This window comes from Micromonospora sp. NPDC020750 (genome assembly GCF_044334565.1).
In the GTDB taxonomy this organism is placed as follows: domain Bacteria; phylum Actinomycetota; class Actinomycetes; order Mycobacteriales; family Micromonosporaceae; genus Micromonospora.
In genome coordinates, this window is sequence record NZ_JBIRTH010000006.1 from 379,867 (window position 1) to 395,159 (window position 15,293).

Consider the following 15,293-nt stretch of genomic DNA (forward strand, 5'->3'; position numbering starts at 1 on the left):
TTGCCACTCACGACCGGACGGCACGGACCCGGGCCAGCAGGCACTACCCGGCCGACGCCGGTCCGGCACGCCGGCTGGGACGTCGCCCCGACGGGGGCGCCGCGATCCCCGGGGCCGGCGTACCGGCCCCGGGGGTCACTCAGCGGGTGGGGACGGCGACGGGTGTCTCCTCCGCGGCGTACGGGGTGAGCTCGGCGGCGAGCGCCTCACCGACCCGCACGTGCAGCAGCGTTCCCTCGGGCAGGTGGGCGGTGCTGAGCACCTCGCCCTGCCGGTGCACCCGGGCCACCAGGTCACCCCGGTCGTACGGGAGCACCGCGCGGACCTCCACCGCCGGGCTGGGCAGCCGCTCCTCGATGGCCGCCCGGACCTCGTCGATCCCCCGTCCCGAGCGGGCCGAGGCGAAGACGGCGTCCGGCCAGAGCCGCTTGAGCCGCAGCAGGGTCTCCTCGTCGGCCGCGTCGGTCTTGTTGATCACCAACAACTCGGGCAGCCGGTCGGCGCCCACCTCGGCGAGCACCTCGCGGACCGCCCGGACCTGCTCCTCCGGGTCCGGGTGGGCGCCGTCGACGACGTGTACCACCAGGTCGGACCCGGCGACCTCCTCCAGGGTCGAGCGGAACGCCTCGACGATCTGGTGCGGCAGGTGCCGGACGAAGCCGACGGTGTCGGAGAGGGTGTAGATCCGGCCGTCGGGGGCGGTGGTCTTGCGGGTGGTCGGGTCCAGGGTGGCGAACAGCGCGTTCTCCACCAGCACTCCGGCCCCCGTCAGCCGGTTGAGCAGGCTGGACTTGCCGGCGTTGGTGTAGCCGGCGATCGTCACGGCCGGGACGGCGTTGCGGGCGCGGCGGGAGCGCTTGGTCTGGCGTACCGTCTTCATGGCCTTGATCTCCCGGCGCAGCCGGGAGATGCGGTGCCGGATGCGACGCCGGTCGGTCTCCAGCTTGGTCTCACCCGGGCCGCGCACGCCCACGCCGCCGCCCGCGCCGCCGCCGCGACCGGAGCCACCGGTCTGCCGGGACAGCGTCTCGCCCCAACCGCGCAGCCGGGGCAGCAGGTATTCGAGCTGGGCCAGCTCGACCTGTGCCCGGCCCTCCTTGCTCTTGGCGTGCTGGGCGAAGATGTCCAGGATCAGCGCGGTGCGGTCGACCACCTTGACCTTGGTGCGCTGCTCCAGGTTGCGGAGCTGGGACGGGGACAGCTCACCGTCGCAGATCACCGTGTCGGCACCGGAGGAGAGCACCATCGACCCGAGGTCGTCGACCTTGCCCCGGCCGATGTACGTCGCCGGGTCGGGGCGGTTGCGGCGCTGGATCAGCCCCTCCAGCACCTGCGAGCCGGCCGTCTCGGCCAGCGCCGCCAGCTCGGTGAGGGAGTTCTCGGCGTCGGTCTGGCTGCCCTCGGTCCATACTCCGACGAGGACGACCCGCTCCAGCCGGAGCTGGCGGTACTCGACCTCGGTGACGTCGGTGAGCTCGGTGGAGAGGCCAGGGACCCGCCGCAGCGCCTGCCGCTCCGACAGCTCGAACCCCCCGGTGGTGGCGTCGATTTCGTCGTCTGGAAGGGGTACGTAGGTCTCCTGGTCGCGCAAGTGCGCCTCCCTGTCCGTTCTGTAGCGAAGCGACGGCTTTCCGTCGCGTACGAGCAATCCTGACATGTGACAACGTCGAACGCACCTGCTATATGCCCGTTGCATGGACCACCAAAAGTGGGGGCGAATGCGACGCGACCGGTGCGGGCGAGTAGAAATGCGGGGCGACATACGACCGGCCGATCAGCGTTGACGGAGGCATTCCCGTGGCCATCACCCGACTTCCGAGTGCCGGGTTCTCGATCACCATCCGGATCGCCGTGCCCGCGGACGCCTCCTCGATCGGCCGGCTCACCACCTCGGTCGGCGAGGCCGGGGCGATCGTCACCGCGCTGGACGTGGTCGACTCCGACCCGACCCACGTGCTCGTCGACCTGACCTGCGACACCGCCGACGCCGGCCACGCCGACCAGGTGGTCGACGCGCTCACCGCGCTCGACGGGGTGGACGTCCGCAAGGTCTCCGACCGCACGTTCCTGCTGCACCTCGGCGGCAAGATCGAGGTCAGCTCGAAGGTGGCGCTGCGCAACCGTGACGAGCTGTCCCGGGCGTACACCCCGGGGGTGGCCCGGGTCTGCATGGCGATCGCCGAGAACCCGGCGGACGCCCGCCGGTTGACCATCAAGCGCAACACGGTCGCGGTGGTCAGCGACGGCTCGGCAGTGCTCGGCCTGGGCAACCTCGGGCCGGCCGCGTCGCTGCCCGTGATGGAGGGCAAGGCGGCGCTGTTCAAGCGCTTCGGCGGGGTGGACGCCTGGCCGGTGGTGCTGGACACCCAGGACACCGACGAGATCGTGGCGATCGTCAAGGCGATCGCGCCCGCGTACGGCGGTATCAATCTGGAGGACATCGCCGCGCCGCGCTGCTTCGAGATCGAGGCCCGGCTGCGCGAGCTGCTCGACATCCCGGTCTTCCACGACGACCAGCACGGCACCGCGATCTGCGTGCTGGCCGCGCTGACCAACGCGCTGCGCGTGGTGGGCAAGCAGCTCGCGGACGTCCGGGTGGTCGTCTCCGGCGCCGGCGCGGCCGGCACCGCGATCATGAAGCTGCTGCTGCGGCAGGGCGTCGGCGACATCATCGCGTGCGACCGCCAGGGCGCCCTGCACCCCGGCCTGAGCGGGCTCAACCCGGCCTGGCAGTGGCTGGCCGAGAACACCAACAAGGAGAACTACTCCGGCGACCTGCCCGGGGCGGTACGCGGCGCGGACGTGTTCATCGGCGTCAGCGCGCCGAACCTGCTCACCGGCGACGACATCGCCACCATGGCCAAGGACTCGATCGTCTTCGCGCTGGCCAACCCGGACCCGGAGGTCGACCCCCGGGAGGCGCGCAAGCACGCCGCCGTGGTGGCCACCGGCCGCTCCGACCAGCCGAACCAGATCAACAACGTGCTCGCCTTCCCGGGCGTGTTCCGGGGCATGCTGGACGCGCACGCCGAGGAGTTCACCGAGGAGATGGCGATCGCCGCCGCCCGGGCGATCGCGGACGTGGTCGGTGAGGAAAAGATCAACCCGACGGTCATCGTTCCCAGCGTCTTCGACTCCCGGGTCGCCCCGGCGGTCGCCGCCGCCGTCCGCGCCGCGGCCCAGTCCCCGGCCCCGCCTCCCGCCGCCGATCCGGGCCCCGCCGACCTCCCGGAAATCGCCGCCACCGCCAGCGCCACCCCCTGACCCCTGCTGGGGGCGCATCGATCAGGAGGTTCGCGTCAGCCGGGTCGCCGGATCTGCCGCGAACCTATTGATCGACCCGGGCTTCTATCCGGCGAGGGTGACTGTGCCGGTGGCGATCAGGAGGGCTGGGCCGGCGAGCCAGCAGGAGTCGTCCGTCACCGTGACCGTGAGGCGGCCACCGGGGACGTCGACCGTCGCCGTGCCGGTGTCCCGGCCGGCGTCGCGCAGGGCGACCGCGGCGACCGCGCACGCGCCGGTGCCGCAGGACAGCGTCTCGGCGGACCCCCGCTCGTAGACCCGCATGAGCACGTGGACGTCGGTGCCGCCGACGGGGTCGCCCGGCGCGGTGAACTCGACGTTCACCCCGGAGGGGAAGATCCCGGCGTCGAACACCGGCGCCCGGGTCAGGTCCAGGCCGGCCAGGTCCAGGCCGCCGGGGAGGACGCAGACCAGGTGCGGGTTGCCGACGTCCACGGCGGTGCCCGGCAGGGTCAGCCCGCCCAGGGCGGCGGTCGCCACGTCGTACAGCCGGGGGCGGCGCATCTCGACCGAGACCGTGTCGCCCTCGACCAGCGCACGCACGACGCCGGCCCGGGTGGCCACCGGCAGCGCCGCGCCGGACGGCGTGGCCAGCCCGGTCTCCAGCAGGTAGCGGACGAAGACCCGGGCGCCGTTGCCGCACATCTCGGCGACCGACCCGTCGGCGTTGCGGTAGTCCATAAACCATTCGGCGTCGCCGGCCAGGGCGGCGCCCTCGGGGTGCTTGGCCGCCCGCACCACCCGCAGGACGCCGTCCGCGCCGAGGCCCCGCCGCCGGTCGCACAGCGCGGCGACCATCCCCGGGGTCAGGTCGAGCGCGCCGTCCGGGTCGGGAAGGATGACGAAGTCGTTGCCGGTGCCGTGCCCCTTGGTGAACTCCACGCCCCCATCATCGCGCAGCGGCGGGAACGAGACGCAGGGCGTCGGCAACCAGGCCCGGCGCTGCGGAGTCCAGCCAGTTGATCCGGGGATCGCGGCGGAACCAGGAGCGCTGTCGGCGGACGAACCGGCGGGTGGCCCGGACCGTCTCGTCGTGCGCCCCGCTCTCGGTCAGCTCCCCGGCGAGCAGGCGCAGCACCTGCTGGTAGCCGAGCGCCCGGCTGGCCGTGCGGCCCTCGCGCAGGCCGCACCCGACCAGGGCCCGGGTCTCGGCGACCAGACCGTCGGCCCACATCCGGTCCACCCGCAGTGCTATCCGCCCGTCCAGCGCAGTGGTGTCCAGGTCCACCCCGAGCTGCACGGACGGGTAGTACGGGGTGGGTTCGGGCAGGGACGCGGTGAACGGCGCCCCGGTCAGCTCGATCACCTCCAGGGCGCGGACGATCCGCCGGCCGTTGCCGGGCAGGATGCCCGCGGCCGCGGCCGGGTCCGCCGCGCTCAGCCGCGCGTACAGGGGGGCCGGGCCGGCCTCGGCCAGCTCCGCCTCCAGCCGCTCCCGCACGACCGGGTCGGTGCCGGGGAACTCGAACCGCTCCAGCACCGCCCGCACGTACAGGCCGGAGCCACCGACCAGCAGCGGCACCCGGCCCCGGGCCAGGACGTCGTCGACCGCCGCGCGGGCCAGCCGCTGGTACTCGGCGACGCTGGCCGGCTCGGTCACCTCCCAGATGTCGAGCAGGTGGTGCGGCACGCCCTCCCGCTCGGCCGGGGTGAGCTTCGCGGTGCCGATGTCCATCCCCCGGTAGAGCTGCATCGAGTCGGCGTTGACCACCTCGCCGTCCAGGGCGTGCGCGAGGGCGATGCTCAGCGCGGACTTCCCGGCGGCGGTCGGCCCGACCACCGCCACCACCGTGCCGGGCGGGACGCCGCCGGCGCTCACGCCGGCTCCCAGTTGGCCACGAGGTAGGCGACGCCGTAGGGCGCCTCGTGGTGGCCCAGTTCGCCGCGCCAGTCACCGCCCGCCGCACGGACCGCGCCGGCCAGCACCTGCCAGGGCGCCCGGCCGGCGGCGCTCAGCTGCGCCGACAGCGCCGGGTCGAGGCCGAGCAGGGCCTCGGCGTCGGCGTCGGCCAGGGCCCGGGCCACCCCGTCGTCGTACGCCTGCGCGCGCGGGTCGTCGTAGCCGGGCGCCTTCGTCCCGCGGCACGCCGACCCGTCCCCCAGCACCAGCAGCGCCACCCGGTGGTCCGCCGCCGCCCCGACCAGTTCGGCGCCGACCCGAGCGCACTCCTGCGGGGACGCGTCGGTGGCGATCGCGTGCGCGGACCGGGGCAGCCCGGTGCCGGAGCGGCCGAGAAGCCACGCGCCGATCGTCAGGCTCAGCGGGAGGCGCTCACCCCCCGCGCAGTTGACCCGCCACAGCCGCACCTGCCGGTCCACCCCGTACGCCCGCAGCGAGCCGTAGTCGGCGGACCGGAACGACAGGGTCGCCGGCCCGGCGCCGACCAGCACGATCGCCTCCGGCCCGGCGGCGAGCAGCTTGGCCACGGAAGCGGCGCAGGCGGCGCGGAGTTCGTCCAGCTCGCCGGCGGCGGCGCCGGCCACTTCCGGCACGAGCAGAGGCGGATGGGGGCAGACGGCGGCGGCGACCAGAGGCACCCGTTCACCGTAGCCGGACCCGCCGGTGCGTCCCCGCGCCGATCCGGTCATCCGGCCCTAGGACACCGTATGGTCACGGTCGACGACAGGCGCTCGACGCGGACGGGGGCGGACCTGTGACAATGCCGGGAGTAACTTGCTGCGCCGTGGCGGCGATCGCGGGCTTGTCCCGTCGACGCCGGGAGATCGAGGATGGGCACATGAGCGACTGGACGGCCTTCGGACGGGTGGACGCGGACGGCACCGTGTACGTCAAGACCGCTGAGGGCGAGCGGGTGGTCGGATCCTGGCAGGCGGGAGCCCCTGAGGAGGGGCTGGCCCATTTCGCCCGCCGCTTCGCGGACCTGGTCACCGAGGTGAACCTGACCGAGGCACGGCTCAACTCGGGCGCGGCTGACGCCGGCGGATCGCTGACCACCATCCGCCGGATCCGCGCCTCGCTCGCCGAGGCGCACGTCGTCGGCGACATCGACGCGCTGGTCGCGCGGCTGGACAAGCTCGCCGTCGTCGCCGAGGAGAAGGCCGGCGAGGCCCGCGCCGCCAAGGACGCGGCCCGGGTCGAGGCGCTGGCCCGCAAGACCGCGCTGGTGGAGGAGGCGGAGAAGCTGGCCGCCGAGTCGACCGGCTGGAAGACCGCCGGCGACCGGCTCAAGGAGATCCTCGACGAGTGGAAGACCGTCCGTGGGGTCGACAAGAAGGCCGACGGTGAGCTGTGGAAGCGCTTCGCCGCCGCGCGGGACGCCTTCACCCGCCGCCGGGGCGCCCACTTCGCCACCCTGGACGCTGAGCGCAAGCAGGCGCAGCAGGTCAAGGAGGAGCTGGTCGCCGAGGCGGACAAGCTGAAGGAGTCCACCGACTGGGCGGCCACGGCCAACCAGCTCAAGGACCTGATGACCCAGTGGAAGGCGGCCCCGCGCGCCTCCAAGGAGGCCGAGCAGAAGCTCTGGGAACGGTTCCGGGCGGCCCAGGACGCCTTCTTCACCCGGCGCAGCGAGGTCTTCTCGGCCCGGGACGACGAGCAGCGGGGCAACCTGGAGCGCAAGCAGGCGCTGATCGCCGAGGCGGAGGCGCTGAACATCGACAGCGACCCGAAGGGCGCCCAGGCCAAGCTGCGGGACATCCAGGCGCAGTGGCACGAGGCCGGCCGGGTTCCTCGGGAGGCGGCTGCCGGGCTGGAGCGCCGGCTGCGTGCGATCGACGACAAGGTCCGCGAGGTGATGGACTCCGCGTGGCGGCGGACCACCAAGGAGGACAACCCGCTGCTGACCCAGATGCGGGTGCAGGTCGCCGAGGCCGAGGAGCGGCTGGCCCGGGCCCAGGCCGCCGGCGACGCCCGGCGGATCAAGGATGCCGAGCAGGCGCTCGCCTCGAAGCGCCAGTTCCTCCAGCTCGCCGAGCAGGCCGGCTGAGCCCAGCAACTCCGGGAGCCCCCGGTCCCATCACGGGACCGGGGGCTCCCGCCCGTCTCACGCACCCCCCACCCCAAGATCCCCGCAAATTCAGAGAATGAGTGGTCTCGCCAGCCCGCTAGGCCACTCTTTCTGAGAATTTGCGCGGGTGGCACCGGGGGTGGGGGTGGGGGTGGGGGCGGCGGCTTTTCCGGGCAGCTCGGAGGCCCCCACGGCGGGACTTTACATCGATAGGCATCTGTGCTTACATCAGGAAAGCGCTTACCTGTAACCGATGGTGGCGCCAGCACGGGAGCCGCTTCTCACTTCCAGGGGCAGTCCACACCGGCGGGGCACGGGTCACCGTCCCCGGCCGACCCCGGCGCCACCGGGTAGGCGCCAGGCGATCGGCCGACGGCCCGCGCACCCGAACCACCGAAGGGAAGCACCATGCGCATCACGTCACGACGTCGGACGACGCTGCTCGCCGCAGCCGCCACCGCCTCGGTCCTCGTCGCCGGGGCCCTCACCGCCGCCACCGCGCCGGCCTCGGCCGCGCCGACCGACCTGGTCGGCTGGGCCACCCAGAACGGGGGCACCACCGGGGGCGGCAACGCCGCGACCACCACGGTCACCAGCGCCTCCGCGCTGACCACCGCAGTTGGCTCCAGCAGCGCGGCGGTGATCCGGGTCTCCGGCACCATCACCTGCTCCGGCATGCTGCGGGTCCGGTCGAACAAGACCATCCTCGGCAACCCGGGGGCGACCATCTCCGGCTGCGGGCTCAACATCAACGGCGACCGCAACGTCATCATCCGGAACATCACGTTCAAGAACTGGAACGACGACGCGATCAACGTCCAGGAGTCGGCGACCAACCTCTGGATCGACCACAACACCTTCACCAACGGCTACGACGGCGCGGTCGACATCAAGCGGGGCTCGGACTTCATCACCGTGTCCTGGAACCGGGTCCACAACCACGACAAGTCGATGCTGCTCGGCCACAGCGACGACAACGCCGGCCAGGACACCGGCCACCTGCGGGTGACCTACCACCACAACTGGTTCGACGCGAGCACCCAGCGCCACCCCCGGGTCCGCTTCGGCAACCCGGTGCACGTCTACAACAACTACTACTACAAGAACAGCGGCTACGGCGTGGCCTCCACGGAGGGCGCCGGCGTGCTCGTCGAGGGCAACTACTTCGACGGCGTCAGCGACCCGTACCACCTGGGTGAGGGCAGCTCCGGGCCGGGCACCCTGGTCGCCCGGAACAACCACCTCGTGGGCTCCGGCAGCGGCCAGACCGGCGGCAGCGTGAAGAGCATCCCGTACTCGTACACCCTCGACAGCGCGAGCAGCGTCAAGTCGATCGTGACGGGCGGCGCGGGCGCCGGCAAGATCTCGGTCTGATCGTCGGAAGGCTGGTCGGGGCCCGCCGGTGCGGCGGGCCCCGATCGCGTCAGTGGGCGGCGCAGCCGGTCGTCGGCGCGGGGGCCGCGGCCGGCGCCCCGATCGTGGGCAGGCCGAGCAACACCCCGGGGGTACGCGGGGAGCGGCCCGCCTCGGCGGCGTCGCCGGCCCGGGTGCGGCGGTGCGACAGCGGCTCGCCGTCTGCGTTGAGGTGGTGCGGGGCGGCGTACGTGACCGTGGTGTGCACGATGTCCCCGGGACGGATCCGCCCGGCGAGGGCCCCCGCGTCGCCGGGCTGGCCGTTCGCTCCGGCCGAGCCCGTCGCACCGAGCTGGCCGTTCGCCCCGGCCACGCCCGTCGCACCGAGCTGGCCGTTCGCTCCGGCCATGCCCGTCGCGAAGTGCACGAGGCGGCCGTCGCGGGCCCGGCCGGACATCCGGCCGGTGCGCTCGTCCTTGCGGCCCTCGCCGACGGCGACCAGCACCTCGAGGGTCTCGCCGACCAGCCGCTTGTTCTCCGCCCAGGTGATCTCCTCGACCGTGGCGATCAGCCGCTCGTACCGCTCCTGGACCACCTGCTTGGGGATCTGGCCGTCCATCGTCGCGGCCGGGGTGCCGGGGCGCTTGGAGTACTGGAAGGTGAACGCCGAGGAGAACCGGGACTCGCGGACCACGTCCAGGGTGCGCTGGAAGTCCGCCTCGGTCTCGCCGGGGAAGCCGACGATGATGTCGGTGGTGATCGCCGCGTGCGGCATGGCCGCCCGGACCTTGGAGATGATCCCCAGGTACTTCTCCGACCGGTACGACCGACGCATCGCCTTCAGCACGTCGTCCGAGCCGGACTGCAACGGCATGTGCAGCGAGGGGCAGACGTTCGGGGTCTCGGCCATCGCGGCGATCACGTCGTCGGTGAAGTCCTTCGGGTGCGGGCTGGTGAACCGGACCCGCTCCAGCCCGTCGATGTCCCCGCAGGCCCGCAGCAGCTTGCCGAACGCGTACCGGTCGCCGAACTCGACGCCGTAGGAGTTGACGTTCTGCCCGAGCAGGGTCACCTCCAGCACGCCCTCGTCGACCAGGGCGCGGACCTCGGAGAGGATGTCGCCGGGGCGGCGGTCCTTCTCCTTGCCGCGCAGGGAGGGCACGATGCAGAACGTGCACGTGTTGTTGCAGCCCACCGAGATCGACACCCAGCCGGCGTACGTCGACTCGCGCCGCGTCGGCAGCGTCGAGGGGAAGACGTCGAGGGATTCGAGGATCTCCACCTCGGCGGCGACGTTGTGCCGGGCCCGCTCCAGCAGCACCGGCAGCGAGCCGATGTTGTGCGTGCCGAACACCACGTCCACCCAGGGGGCCTTGCGGACGATGTCGCCGCGGTCCTTCTGGGCGAGACAGCCGCCGACGGCGATCTGCATTCCCGGATGCTTGTCCTTCACGGGGCGCAGATGACCCAGGTTGCCGTAGAGCCGGTTGTCGGCGTTCTCCCGGACGGCGCAGGTGTTGAACACCACCACGTCCGGGTTGTCGTCGGCCTCGGCGGCACGCAGGTAACCAGCCTGTTCCAGCAGGCCGGAGATGCGCTCGGAGTCGTGCACGTTCATCTGGCAGCCGTACGTGCGCACCTGGTAGGTGCGCGGGCTGCCCGCGGCTGCGGTAGTCATGACCCGGACAGCGTATCCGGGCGAGCCGATCAACTCGAATCTCGAATGAGGAGGAGCCGTGTGCCGAAGCATCAAGACCTTGCGTGAGCCGTACGTGCCGGAGGTGACCCGCGCCGACGTCGAGGCGGCGGCGTTGCAGTACGTCCGGAAGATCTCCGGGTTCCGGGCACCGGCCGCGCACAACGCGGCGGCGTTCGACGCGGCGGTGGCCGCCGTCGCCGAAGCCACCGCGACCCTGCTGGACCAACTGGTGGTCCGCGGCGGGAGCCAACAGCCGGCCACCGGAACCTGACCCGCACGCCCCCACCCCGCCCTCTGCGTGCTCCCGGCGTTCCGGTGCCCGCACTTTCACGGAATGTGTGGCCATGGCGCGCGCCGACGCCACACATTCCGTGAAAGTGCGCGCAGGGGTGGGGGGTGGGGGTGGTCGGCGTGGGGTGGTGGCTGGCCCGGTCAGGCGGCGGCCAGGGCCGGGACGACCGAGTCCGGGGCCCACCTGGAGCGGTGGCACCGGGACCAGCCCCGGCAGCCGGGGTTGGCCAGCGTGCAGAGGCGCTGGTTGCCCAGCACCTCGCCGTCGTCGGTCTCGGCGACGTCGAAGTGCACCGGGCGGATCGTGCCGTCGGGCGCGACCAGCAGGTGCCGGCCGGCGTCGAGGGTGTCGTCGCGCAGCAGGCAGTTGCGCCCGAGCAGCCGGGCCAGCGCGGCGATGCCGGGCAGCTCGGGCAGGCTCTCGGGCACGCCGTAACAGTCCACGATCGTGCCGAACTCCCCCGGCGCCTGCCAGACGTCGCAGATCACCGCGTACGTGGGCAACCGGGCGGGGTCGGCCACCGCGAGCGGCATCACCACCCGCCCCAGGGCCTCGGCCAGCGCCGGGTAGACCTCCACCGGGGGTACCCCGTCGATTCTCCAGTTCCACAGCTCGGTCATGCCGCCTCCTCGCTGCGTTCGTCCCACCGGCCTCCGGATCGGGCCTTAATGACGATGGTGGGGGGCATTTGACCTCAGCCGGGCGCAAGTTACCGGTCTGTGACCATTCTGGGCAAAATTTCCTTACCCGTCGTTGCGGTGAGTGACGGGAAGATGACAGTTTATCGGGTATGGTGACCACCCGGCACCCGCTCCGGTCGACGATCACAGCCCTGCTCTGCGCGGCCCGGCGCTACGGCCCTGCTCAGCGCACCACGACGAGGTGGTCGCCGCGCGGCAGCAACTCGCCGATCACCGTGGCCCCCGGGAGCTCGCCGGCGACCAGCAACCCGCCCGAGGTCTGGGCGTCGGCCAGCAGCAGCCGCTCCGCCTCACCCGCCGCGCCGAAGTCGGTCCACGGAGCGACCCAGTCCAGGTTGCGGCGGGTGCCGCCGCTGACGTACCCGTCGCGGACGGCCTCCCGCGCGCCCGGCAGGTAGGGCACCCGGGCCGCGTCGATCGCCACCGTGAGCCGGCTGGCCCGGGCCAGCTTCGAGGCGTGCCCGAGCAGCCCGAAGCCGGTCACGTCGGTGCCGCAGCGGACCCCGGCGGCGACCGCCGCGCGGGCGGCGTCCCGGTTCAGCGCGGCCATCGAGGCCACCGCCTCGGCGAACCACTCCCCGGTGGCCTTGTGCCGGGTGTTGAGCACCCCCACGCCGAGCGGCTTGGTCAGCGACAACGGCAGCCCGGCCCGCCCGGCGTCCAGCGTGATCAGCTCCTCCGGCCGGACCACACCGGTGACCGCGAGGCCGTACTTCGGGCCGTCGTCGTCGACGCTGTGCCCGCCGGACAGGTGGCAGCCGGCCTCCCGGGCCACATCCTGGCCGCCGCGCAGCACCTCCCCGGCCAGCTCGATCGGCAGCCGCTCCCGGGGCCAGCAGAGCAGGTTGAGCGCGACCAGCGGCGTGCCGCCCATGGCGTACACGTCGGAAAACGCGTTCGCGGCGGCGATCCGCCCCCAGTCGTACGCGTCGTCGACGACCGGGGTGAAGAAGTCGGCGGTGCTGACCAGGCCGGTCCGCTCGTCGAGGCGGACCACCGTGGCGTCGTCGCCGTGGTCGAGGCCGACCAGCAGCTCGGCCGTGCCGCTGGCGGGGCCGAGGCCGGCGACCAGCGTCTCCAGTTCGCCGGGCGGGATCTTGCACGCACACCCGCCACCGCGGGCATATTCGGTCAGGCGCACCGGTTCGGTCATCCCCCCATGGTCTCCGAGAGGGGTGTGCCCCGCCAGCCGGCTGGCCGCCCGGCCGTCCGGGTCGGGAATTCGGACTCCTGGCGACGATCGTTACCGGTGTTACCGCACCGTGACCAGATGAGTTGCGTTCCGCCATCTCGGCCCGCCTACAGTGGCCGGACCGGGGGTCATCCGACTCCCTGGCGTACACGACGACAGGGACGGTGGACGACGTGACGACGGGCGAACCGCTCATCGTGCTGGACGGGGTCAACAAGCACTTCGGGCCGCTGCACGTGCTGCAGGACGTCTCGCTCTCGGTCGGCCGGGGCGAGGTCGTCGTGGTGATCGGCCCGTCCGGGTCCGGGAAGTCGACGCTGTGCCGGGCGATCAACCGGCTGGAGCCGATCAGCTCCGGCACCATCACCTTCGACGGCCAGCAACTGCCGGACGAGGGGAAGGCGCTGGCAAAACTGCGCAGCGAGGTCGGCATGGTGTTCCAGTCGTTCAACCTCTTCGCGCACAAGACGATCCTGGAGAACGTGACCCTCGGGCCGGTCAAGGTCCGCAAGGAGAAGCCGGCGAGCGCGCGGGAGCGCGGGCTGGCCCTGCTGGACCGGGTGGGCATCGCCAACCAGGCCGACAAGTTCCCCGCCCAGCTCTCCGGCGGCCAGCAGCAGCGGGTGGCGATCGCCCGCGCACTGGCCATGCAGCCCAAGGCGATGCTCTTCGACGAGCCGACCAGCGCGCTGGACCCGGAGATGGTGGGCGAGGTGCTGGACGTGATGACCTCGCTGGCCCGCGAGGGAATGACCATGGTCGTGGTCACCCACGAGATGGGCTTCGCCCGGCACGCGGCCAACCGGGTCATCTTCATGGCCGACGGTCAGCTCGTCGAGGACGCTCCGCCAGCCGAGTTCTTCGCCAACCCGCGCACCGATCGCGCCAAGGACTTCCTGTCGAAGATCCTGACGCACTAGGCGTCCGTTCGTGGAGCGCGTCGTCCCCCGGCGAGCTCCGCTCGTAGAAGGAGAGAAGTATGCGTTTCAAGCGCGTGGCGGCGGTCGCCATGATGGCCTCGCTCGCCCTCTCGGCCGCGGCCTGCGGCAAGGAGGGTAGCCCCAACCCGAGCGGCGGCGGCAACGCCTCCGGCGGCGCGCAGGGTGACTCCTGCAAGTCGTCCGGCGCGACCTTTACCCCGAAGGCGGACGCCAACGTCGCCGGCAGCCCGACGTTCACGAAGATCAAGAGCGCCGGCAAGGTCACTGTGGGTGTCAAGTTCGACCAGCCGAACCTCGGCTACAAGGACGCCCAGGGCAAGCGCTGCGGCTTCGATGTCGAGATCGCCCAGTACATCGCAAGCACCCTCGGCGTCGACCCGGCGAAAATCGAGTACAAGGAGATCGTCTCTTCCAACCGGGAGACCGCGATCAAGGGCGGCGAGGTCGACTACTACGTCGGCACGTACTCGATCACCGACAAGCGCAAGAACGACATCTCCTTCGCCGGCCCGTACTTCGTGGCCGGTCAGGATCTGCTGGTCCGCAAGGACGAGACGGCGATCACCGGCAAGGACACCCTCAAGGGCAAGAAGGTCTGCTCGGCCATCGGCTCGACCCCGATCCAGAAGGTCCGGGACGAGGGCCTGACCGAGCCGGGCAACATCGTCGAGTTCAAGACCTACTCCGAGTGCGTCTCGCAGCTGCTCGACAAGAAGGTCGACGCCGTCACCACCGACGACGCGATCCTCAAGGGCTACGCCGCGCAGAGCGAGGGTGCCCTCAAGGTCGTCGGCCAGCCGTTCAGCACCGAGAAGTACGGCATCGGCCTGCCCAAGGACGACAAGGCCCTGCGCGACTACGTCAACAACCAGATCGAGGCCGCGGCCAAGGACGGGACCTGGCAGAAGATCTACGACGGCACGCTGGGCAAGTCCGGCTCGCCGGCCAGCCCGCCGGCCCTCGAGCGCTACTGACCGGCGGTTCACCACGTGACGCGACGCCGGGCGGGGTTCCCCCCGCCCGGCGCCCGTCCGAGGACTGAGAGCGAGACATGGGCGAGTTCTTCCGCGTCCTGACGGACAACTGGATCCTGTACCGGGACGGGTTCCTCACCACCGTTCAGCTGTTCCTGATCGCTGCGGTCGGCAGCCTCGTCCTCGGCACGCTCCTCGGCGCGATGCGGGTCTCCCCCGTCCCGGCGCTGCGGGCGTTCGGCGCGAGCTACGTCAACATCGTCCGGAACACCCCGCTGACCCTGGTGTTCGCGTTCCTCGTCTTCGCGGTGCCGAAGCTGGACGTGAACATCGACTACTTCGCCAGCGCCTGCGTGGCGCTGACGGTCTACACCTCGGCGTTCGTCTGCGAGGTGATCCGCTCCGGGGTCAACACGGTCGCCACCGGGCAGGCCGAGGCGGCCCGGGCGCTGGGCATGAGCTTCGCCCAGGTGCTGACCCTGATCGTGCTGCCGCAGGCGCTGCGGGCGATGGTGCCGCCGATGATGAGCGTGTTCATCGCGATGCTGAAGAACACCACGATCGCCGCCGGCTTCTCGGTGCTGGAGGCCGGCGCGATCCCGGCGTACATGTCAGAGCGGGGCGAGCCGCAGTTTGCCGTCCTGCTCTGGATCACCATCGGCTTCCTCATCCTGATCCTGCCATTGGTGGCGCTCCAACGGTTCATGGAGCGCAAGTGGAGGGTGGCACGGTGAGCGCGAGGAGTGAGCTTGCGAGCCCCGCAGTCGCGAACAGGGGTGGCACGGTGAGCGCGAGGAGTGAGCTTGCGAGCCCCGCAGTCGCGAACAGGGGTGGCACGGTGAGCGCGAGGAGTGAGCTTGCGAGCCCCGC

The 15,293-nt window shown here is 72.0% G+C and carries 12 protein-coding genes and 3 pseudogenes; 7 read left to right on the forward strand and 8 right to left on the reverse strand.

Going from position 1 to position 15,293, the window contains the following annotated elements; all coding sequences use genetic code 11:
- Positions 1-139 precede the first annotated feature (139 nt).
- Positions 140-1,591 (reverse strand): GTPase HflX, encoded by a 1,452-nt coding sequence (gene hflX, locus ACH4T9_RS21015; RefSeq protein WP_396673373.1) that lies wholly within the window; start codon positions 1,589-1,591, stop codon positions 140-142.
- Between the two features lie 206 nt (positions 1,592-1,797).
- On the opposite strand from hflX, the gene ACH4T9_RS21020 reads away from it, so the two are divergent.
- Positions 1,798-3,264, forward strand: a complete 1,467-nt coding sequence (locus ACH4T9_RS21020; RefSeq protein WP_396673374.1) for an NAD-dependent malic enzyme — start codon at positions 1,798-1,800, stop codon at positions 3,262-3,264.
- Between the two features lie 84 nt (positions 3,265-3,348).
- Here ACH4T9_RS21020 and dapF read toward each other — a convergent pair whose 3' ends face one another.
- Genes dapF through ACH4T9_RS21035 form a run of 3 tightly spaced genes read right to left on the reverse strand, consistent with a single transcriptional unit; the run spans position 3,349 to position 5,892 of the window.
- Positions 3,349-4,185, reverse strand: a complete 837-nt coding sequence (gene dapF / locus ACH4T9_RS21025; protein WP_396673375.1) for a diaminopimelate epimerase — start codon at positions 4,183-4,185, stop codon at positions 3,349-3,351.
- A 7-nt stretch (positions 4,186-4,192) separates the two neighbouring features.
- Positions 4,193-5,134, reverse strand: a complete 942-nt coding sequence (gene miaA, locus ACH4T9_RS21030; RefSeq protein WP_396673441.1) for a tRNA (adenosine(37)-N6)-dimethylallyltransferase MiaA — start codon at positions 5,132-5,134, stop codon at positions 4,193-4,195.
- Positions 5,119-5,892, reverse strand: coding sequence for a class III extradiol dioxygenase subunit B-like domain-containing protein (locus tag ACH4T9_RS21035; protein ID WP_396673376.1), 774 nt, complete (start codon positions 5,890-5,892; stop codon positions 5,119-5,121). Before ACH4T9_RS21035 ends, miaA begins: the two co-directional genes overlap by 16 nt.
- Positions 5,893-6,041: 149 nt before the next feature.
- On the opposite strand from ACH4T9_RS21035, the gene ACH4T9_RS21040 reads away from it, so the two are divergent.
- Positions 6,042-7,250, forward strand: a complete 1,209-nt coding sequence (locus ACH4T9_RS21040; protein ID WP_396673377.1) for a DUF349 domain-containing protein — start codon at positions 6,042-6,044, stop codon at positions 7,248-7,250.
- A 429-nt stretch (positions 7,251-7,679) separates the two neighbouring features.
- On the forward strand, positions 7,680-8,645 hold the full coding sequence (locus ACH4T9_RS21045) for a polysaccharide lyase family 1 protein (protein ID WP_396673378.1): 966 nt from the start codon (positions 7,680-7,682) through the stop codon (positions 8,643-8,645).
- 49 nt (positions 8,646-8,694) lie between these two features.
- On the opposite strand, the pseudogene ACH4T9_RS21050 reads toward ACH4T9_RS21045, so the two are convergent.
- Positions 8,695-8,934, reverse strand: a pseudogene (locus ACH4T9_RS21050) (tRNA (N6-isopentenyl adenosine(37)-C2)-methylthiotransferase MiaB); the annotation flags it as partial.
- A 108-nt stretch (positions 8,935-9,042) separates the two neighbouring features.
- A pseudogene (gene miaB / locus ACH4T9_RS21055) lies at positions 9,043-10,302 on the reverse strand (tRNA (N6-isopentenyl adenosine(37)-C2)-methylthiotransferase MiaB); the annotation flags it as partial.
- Positions 10,303-10,360: 58 nt separating this feature from the next.
- Between miaB and ACH4T9_RS21060 the strand changes: the two are divergent.
- On the forward strand, positions 10,361-10,594 hold the full coding sequence (locus tag ACH4T9_RS21060; RefSeq protein ID WP_396673379.1) for a DUF2277 family protein: 234 nt from the start codon (positions 10,361-10,363) through the stop codon (positions 10,592-10,594).
- Positions 10,595-10,755: 161 nt separating this feature from the next.
- Here ACH4T9_RS21060 and ACH4T9_RS21065 read toward each other — a convergent pair whose 3' ends face one another.
- Positions 10,756-11,235 carry a hypothetical protein gene (locus tag ACH4T9_RS21065; RefSeq protein WP_350885252.1) on the reverse strand — a complete coding sequence of 160 codons (480 nt, stop codon included), beginning with the start codon at positions 11,233-11,235 and terminating at the stop codon, positions 10,756-10,758.
- Between the two features lie 161 nt (positions 11,236-11,396).
- A pseudogene (gene selD, locus ACH4T9_RS21070) lies at positions 11,397-12,469 on the reverse strand (selenide, water dikinase SelD).
- 203 nt (positions 12,470-12,672) lie between these two features.
- On the opposite strand from selD, the gene ACH4T9_RS21075 reads away from it, so the two are divergent.
- The 3 genes from ACH4T9_RS21075 to ACH4T9_RS21085 all read left to right on the forward strand — a co-directional run bounded on the left by ACH4T9_RS21075 (position 12,673) and on the right by ACH4T9_RS21085 (position 15,157).
- Positions 12,673-13,428, forward strand: a complete 756-nt coding sequence (locus ACH4T9_RS21075) for an amino acid ABC transporter ATP-binding protein (protein WP_396673380.1) — start codon at positions 12,673-12,675, stop codon at positions 13,426-13,428.
- 59 nt (positions 13,429-13,487) lie between these two features.
- Positions 13,488-14,423, forward strand: coding sequence for a glutamate ABC transporter substrate-binding protein (locus tag ACH4T9_RS21080; protein WP_396673381.1), 936 nt, complete (start codon positions 13,488-13,490; stop codon positions 14,421-14,423).
- Between the two features lie 77 nt (positions 14,424-14,500).
- Positions 14,501-15,157 (forward strand): amino acid ABC transporter permease, encoded by a 657-nt coding sequence (locus tag ACH4T9_RS21085; RefSeq protein ID WP_396673382.1) that lies wholly within the window; start codon positions 14,501-14,503, stop codon positions 15,155-15,157.
- The last annotated feature ends 136 nt before the right edge of the window (positions 15,158-15,293 follow it).

What these genes read in the sequence shown, in the direction of transcription:
- ACH4T9_RS21045 (WP_396673378.1), top strand. Translation starts at nt 7,680, where the DNA reads ATGCGCATCACGTCACGACGTCGGACGACGCTGCTCGCCGCAGCCGCC.
- ACH4T9_RS21040 (WP_396673377.1), top strand. Translation starts at nt 6,042, where the DNA reads ATGAGCGACTGGACGGCCTTCGGACGGGTGGACGCGGACGGCACCGTG.
- ACH4T9_RS21065 (WP_350885252.1), bottom strand. Translation starts at nt 11,235, where the DNA reads ATGACCGAGCTGTGGAACTGGAGAATCGACGGGGTACCCCCGGTGGAG.
- ACH4T9_RS21035 (WP_396673376.1), bottom strand. Translation starts at nt 5,892, where the DNA reads ATGACCGGATCGGCGCGGGGACGCACCGGCGGGTCCGGCTACGGTGAA.
- ACH4T9_RS21085 (WP_396673382.1), top strand. Translation starts at nt 14,501, where the DNA reads ATGGGCGAGTTCTTCCGCGTCCTGACGGACAACTGGATCCTGTACCGG.
- ACH4T9_RS21080 (WP_396673381.1), top strand. Translation starts at nt 13,488, where the DNA reads ATGCGTTTCAAGCGCGTGGCGGCGGTCGCCATGATGGCCTCGCTCGCC.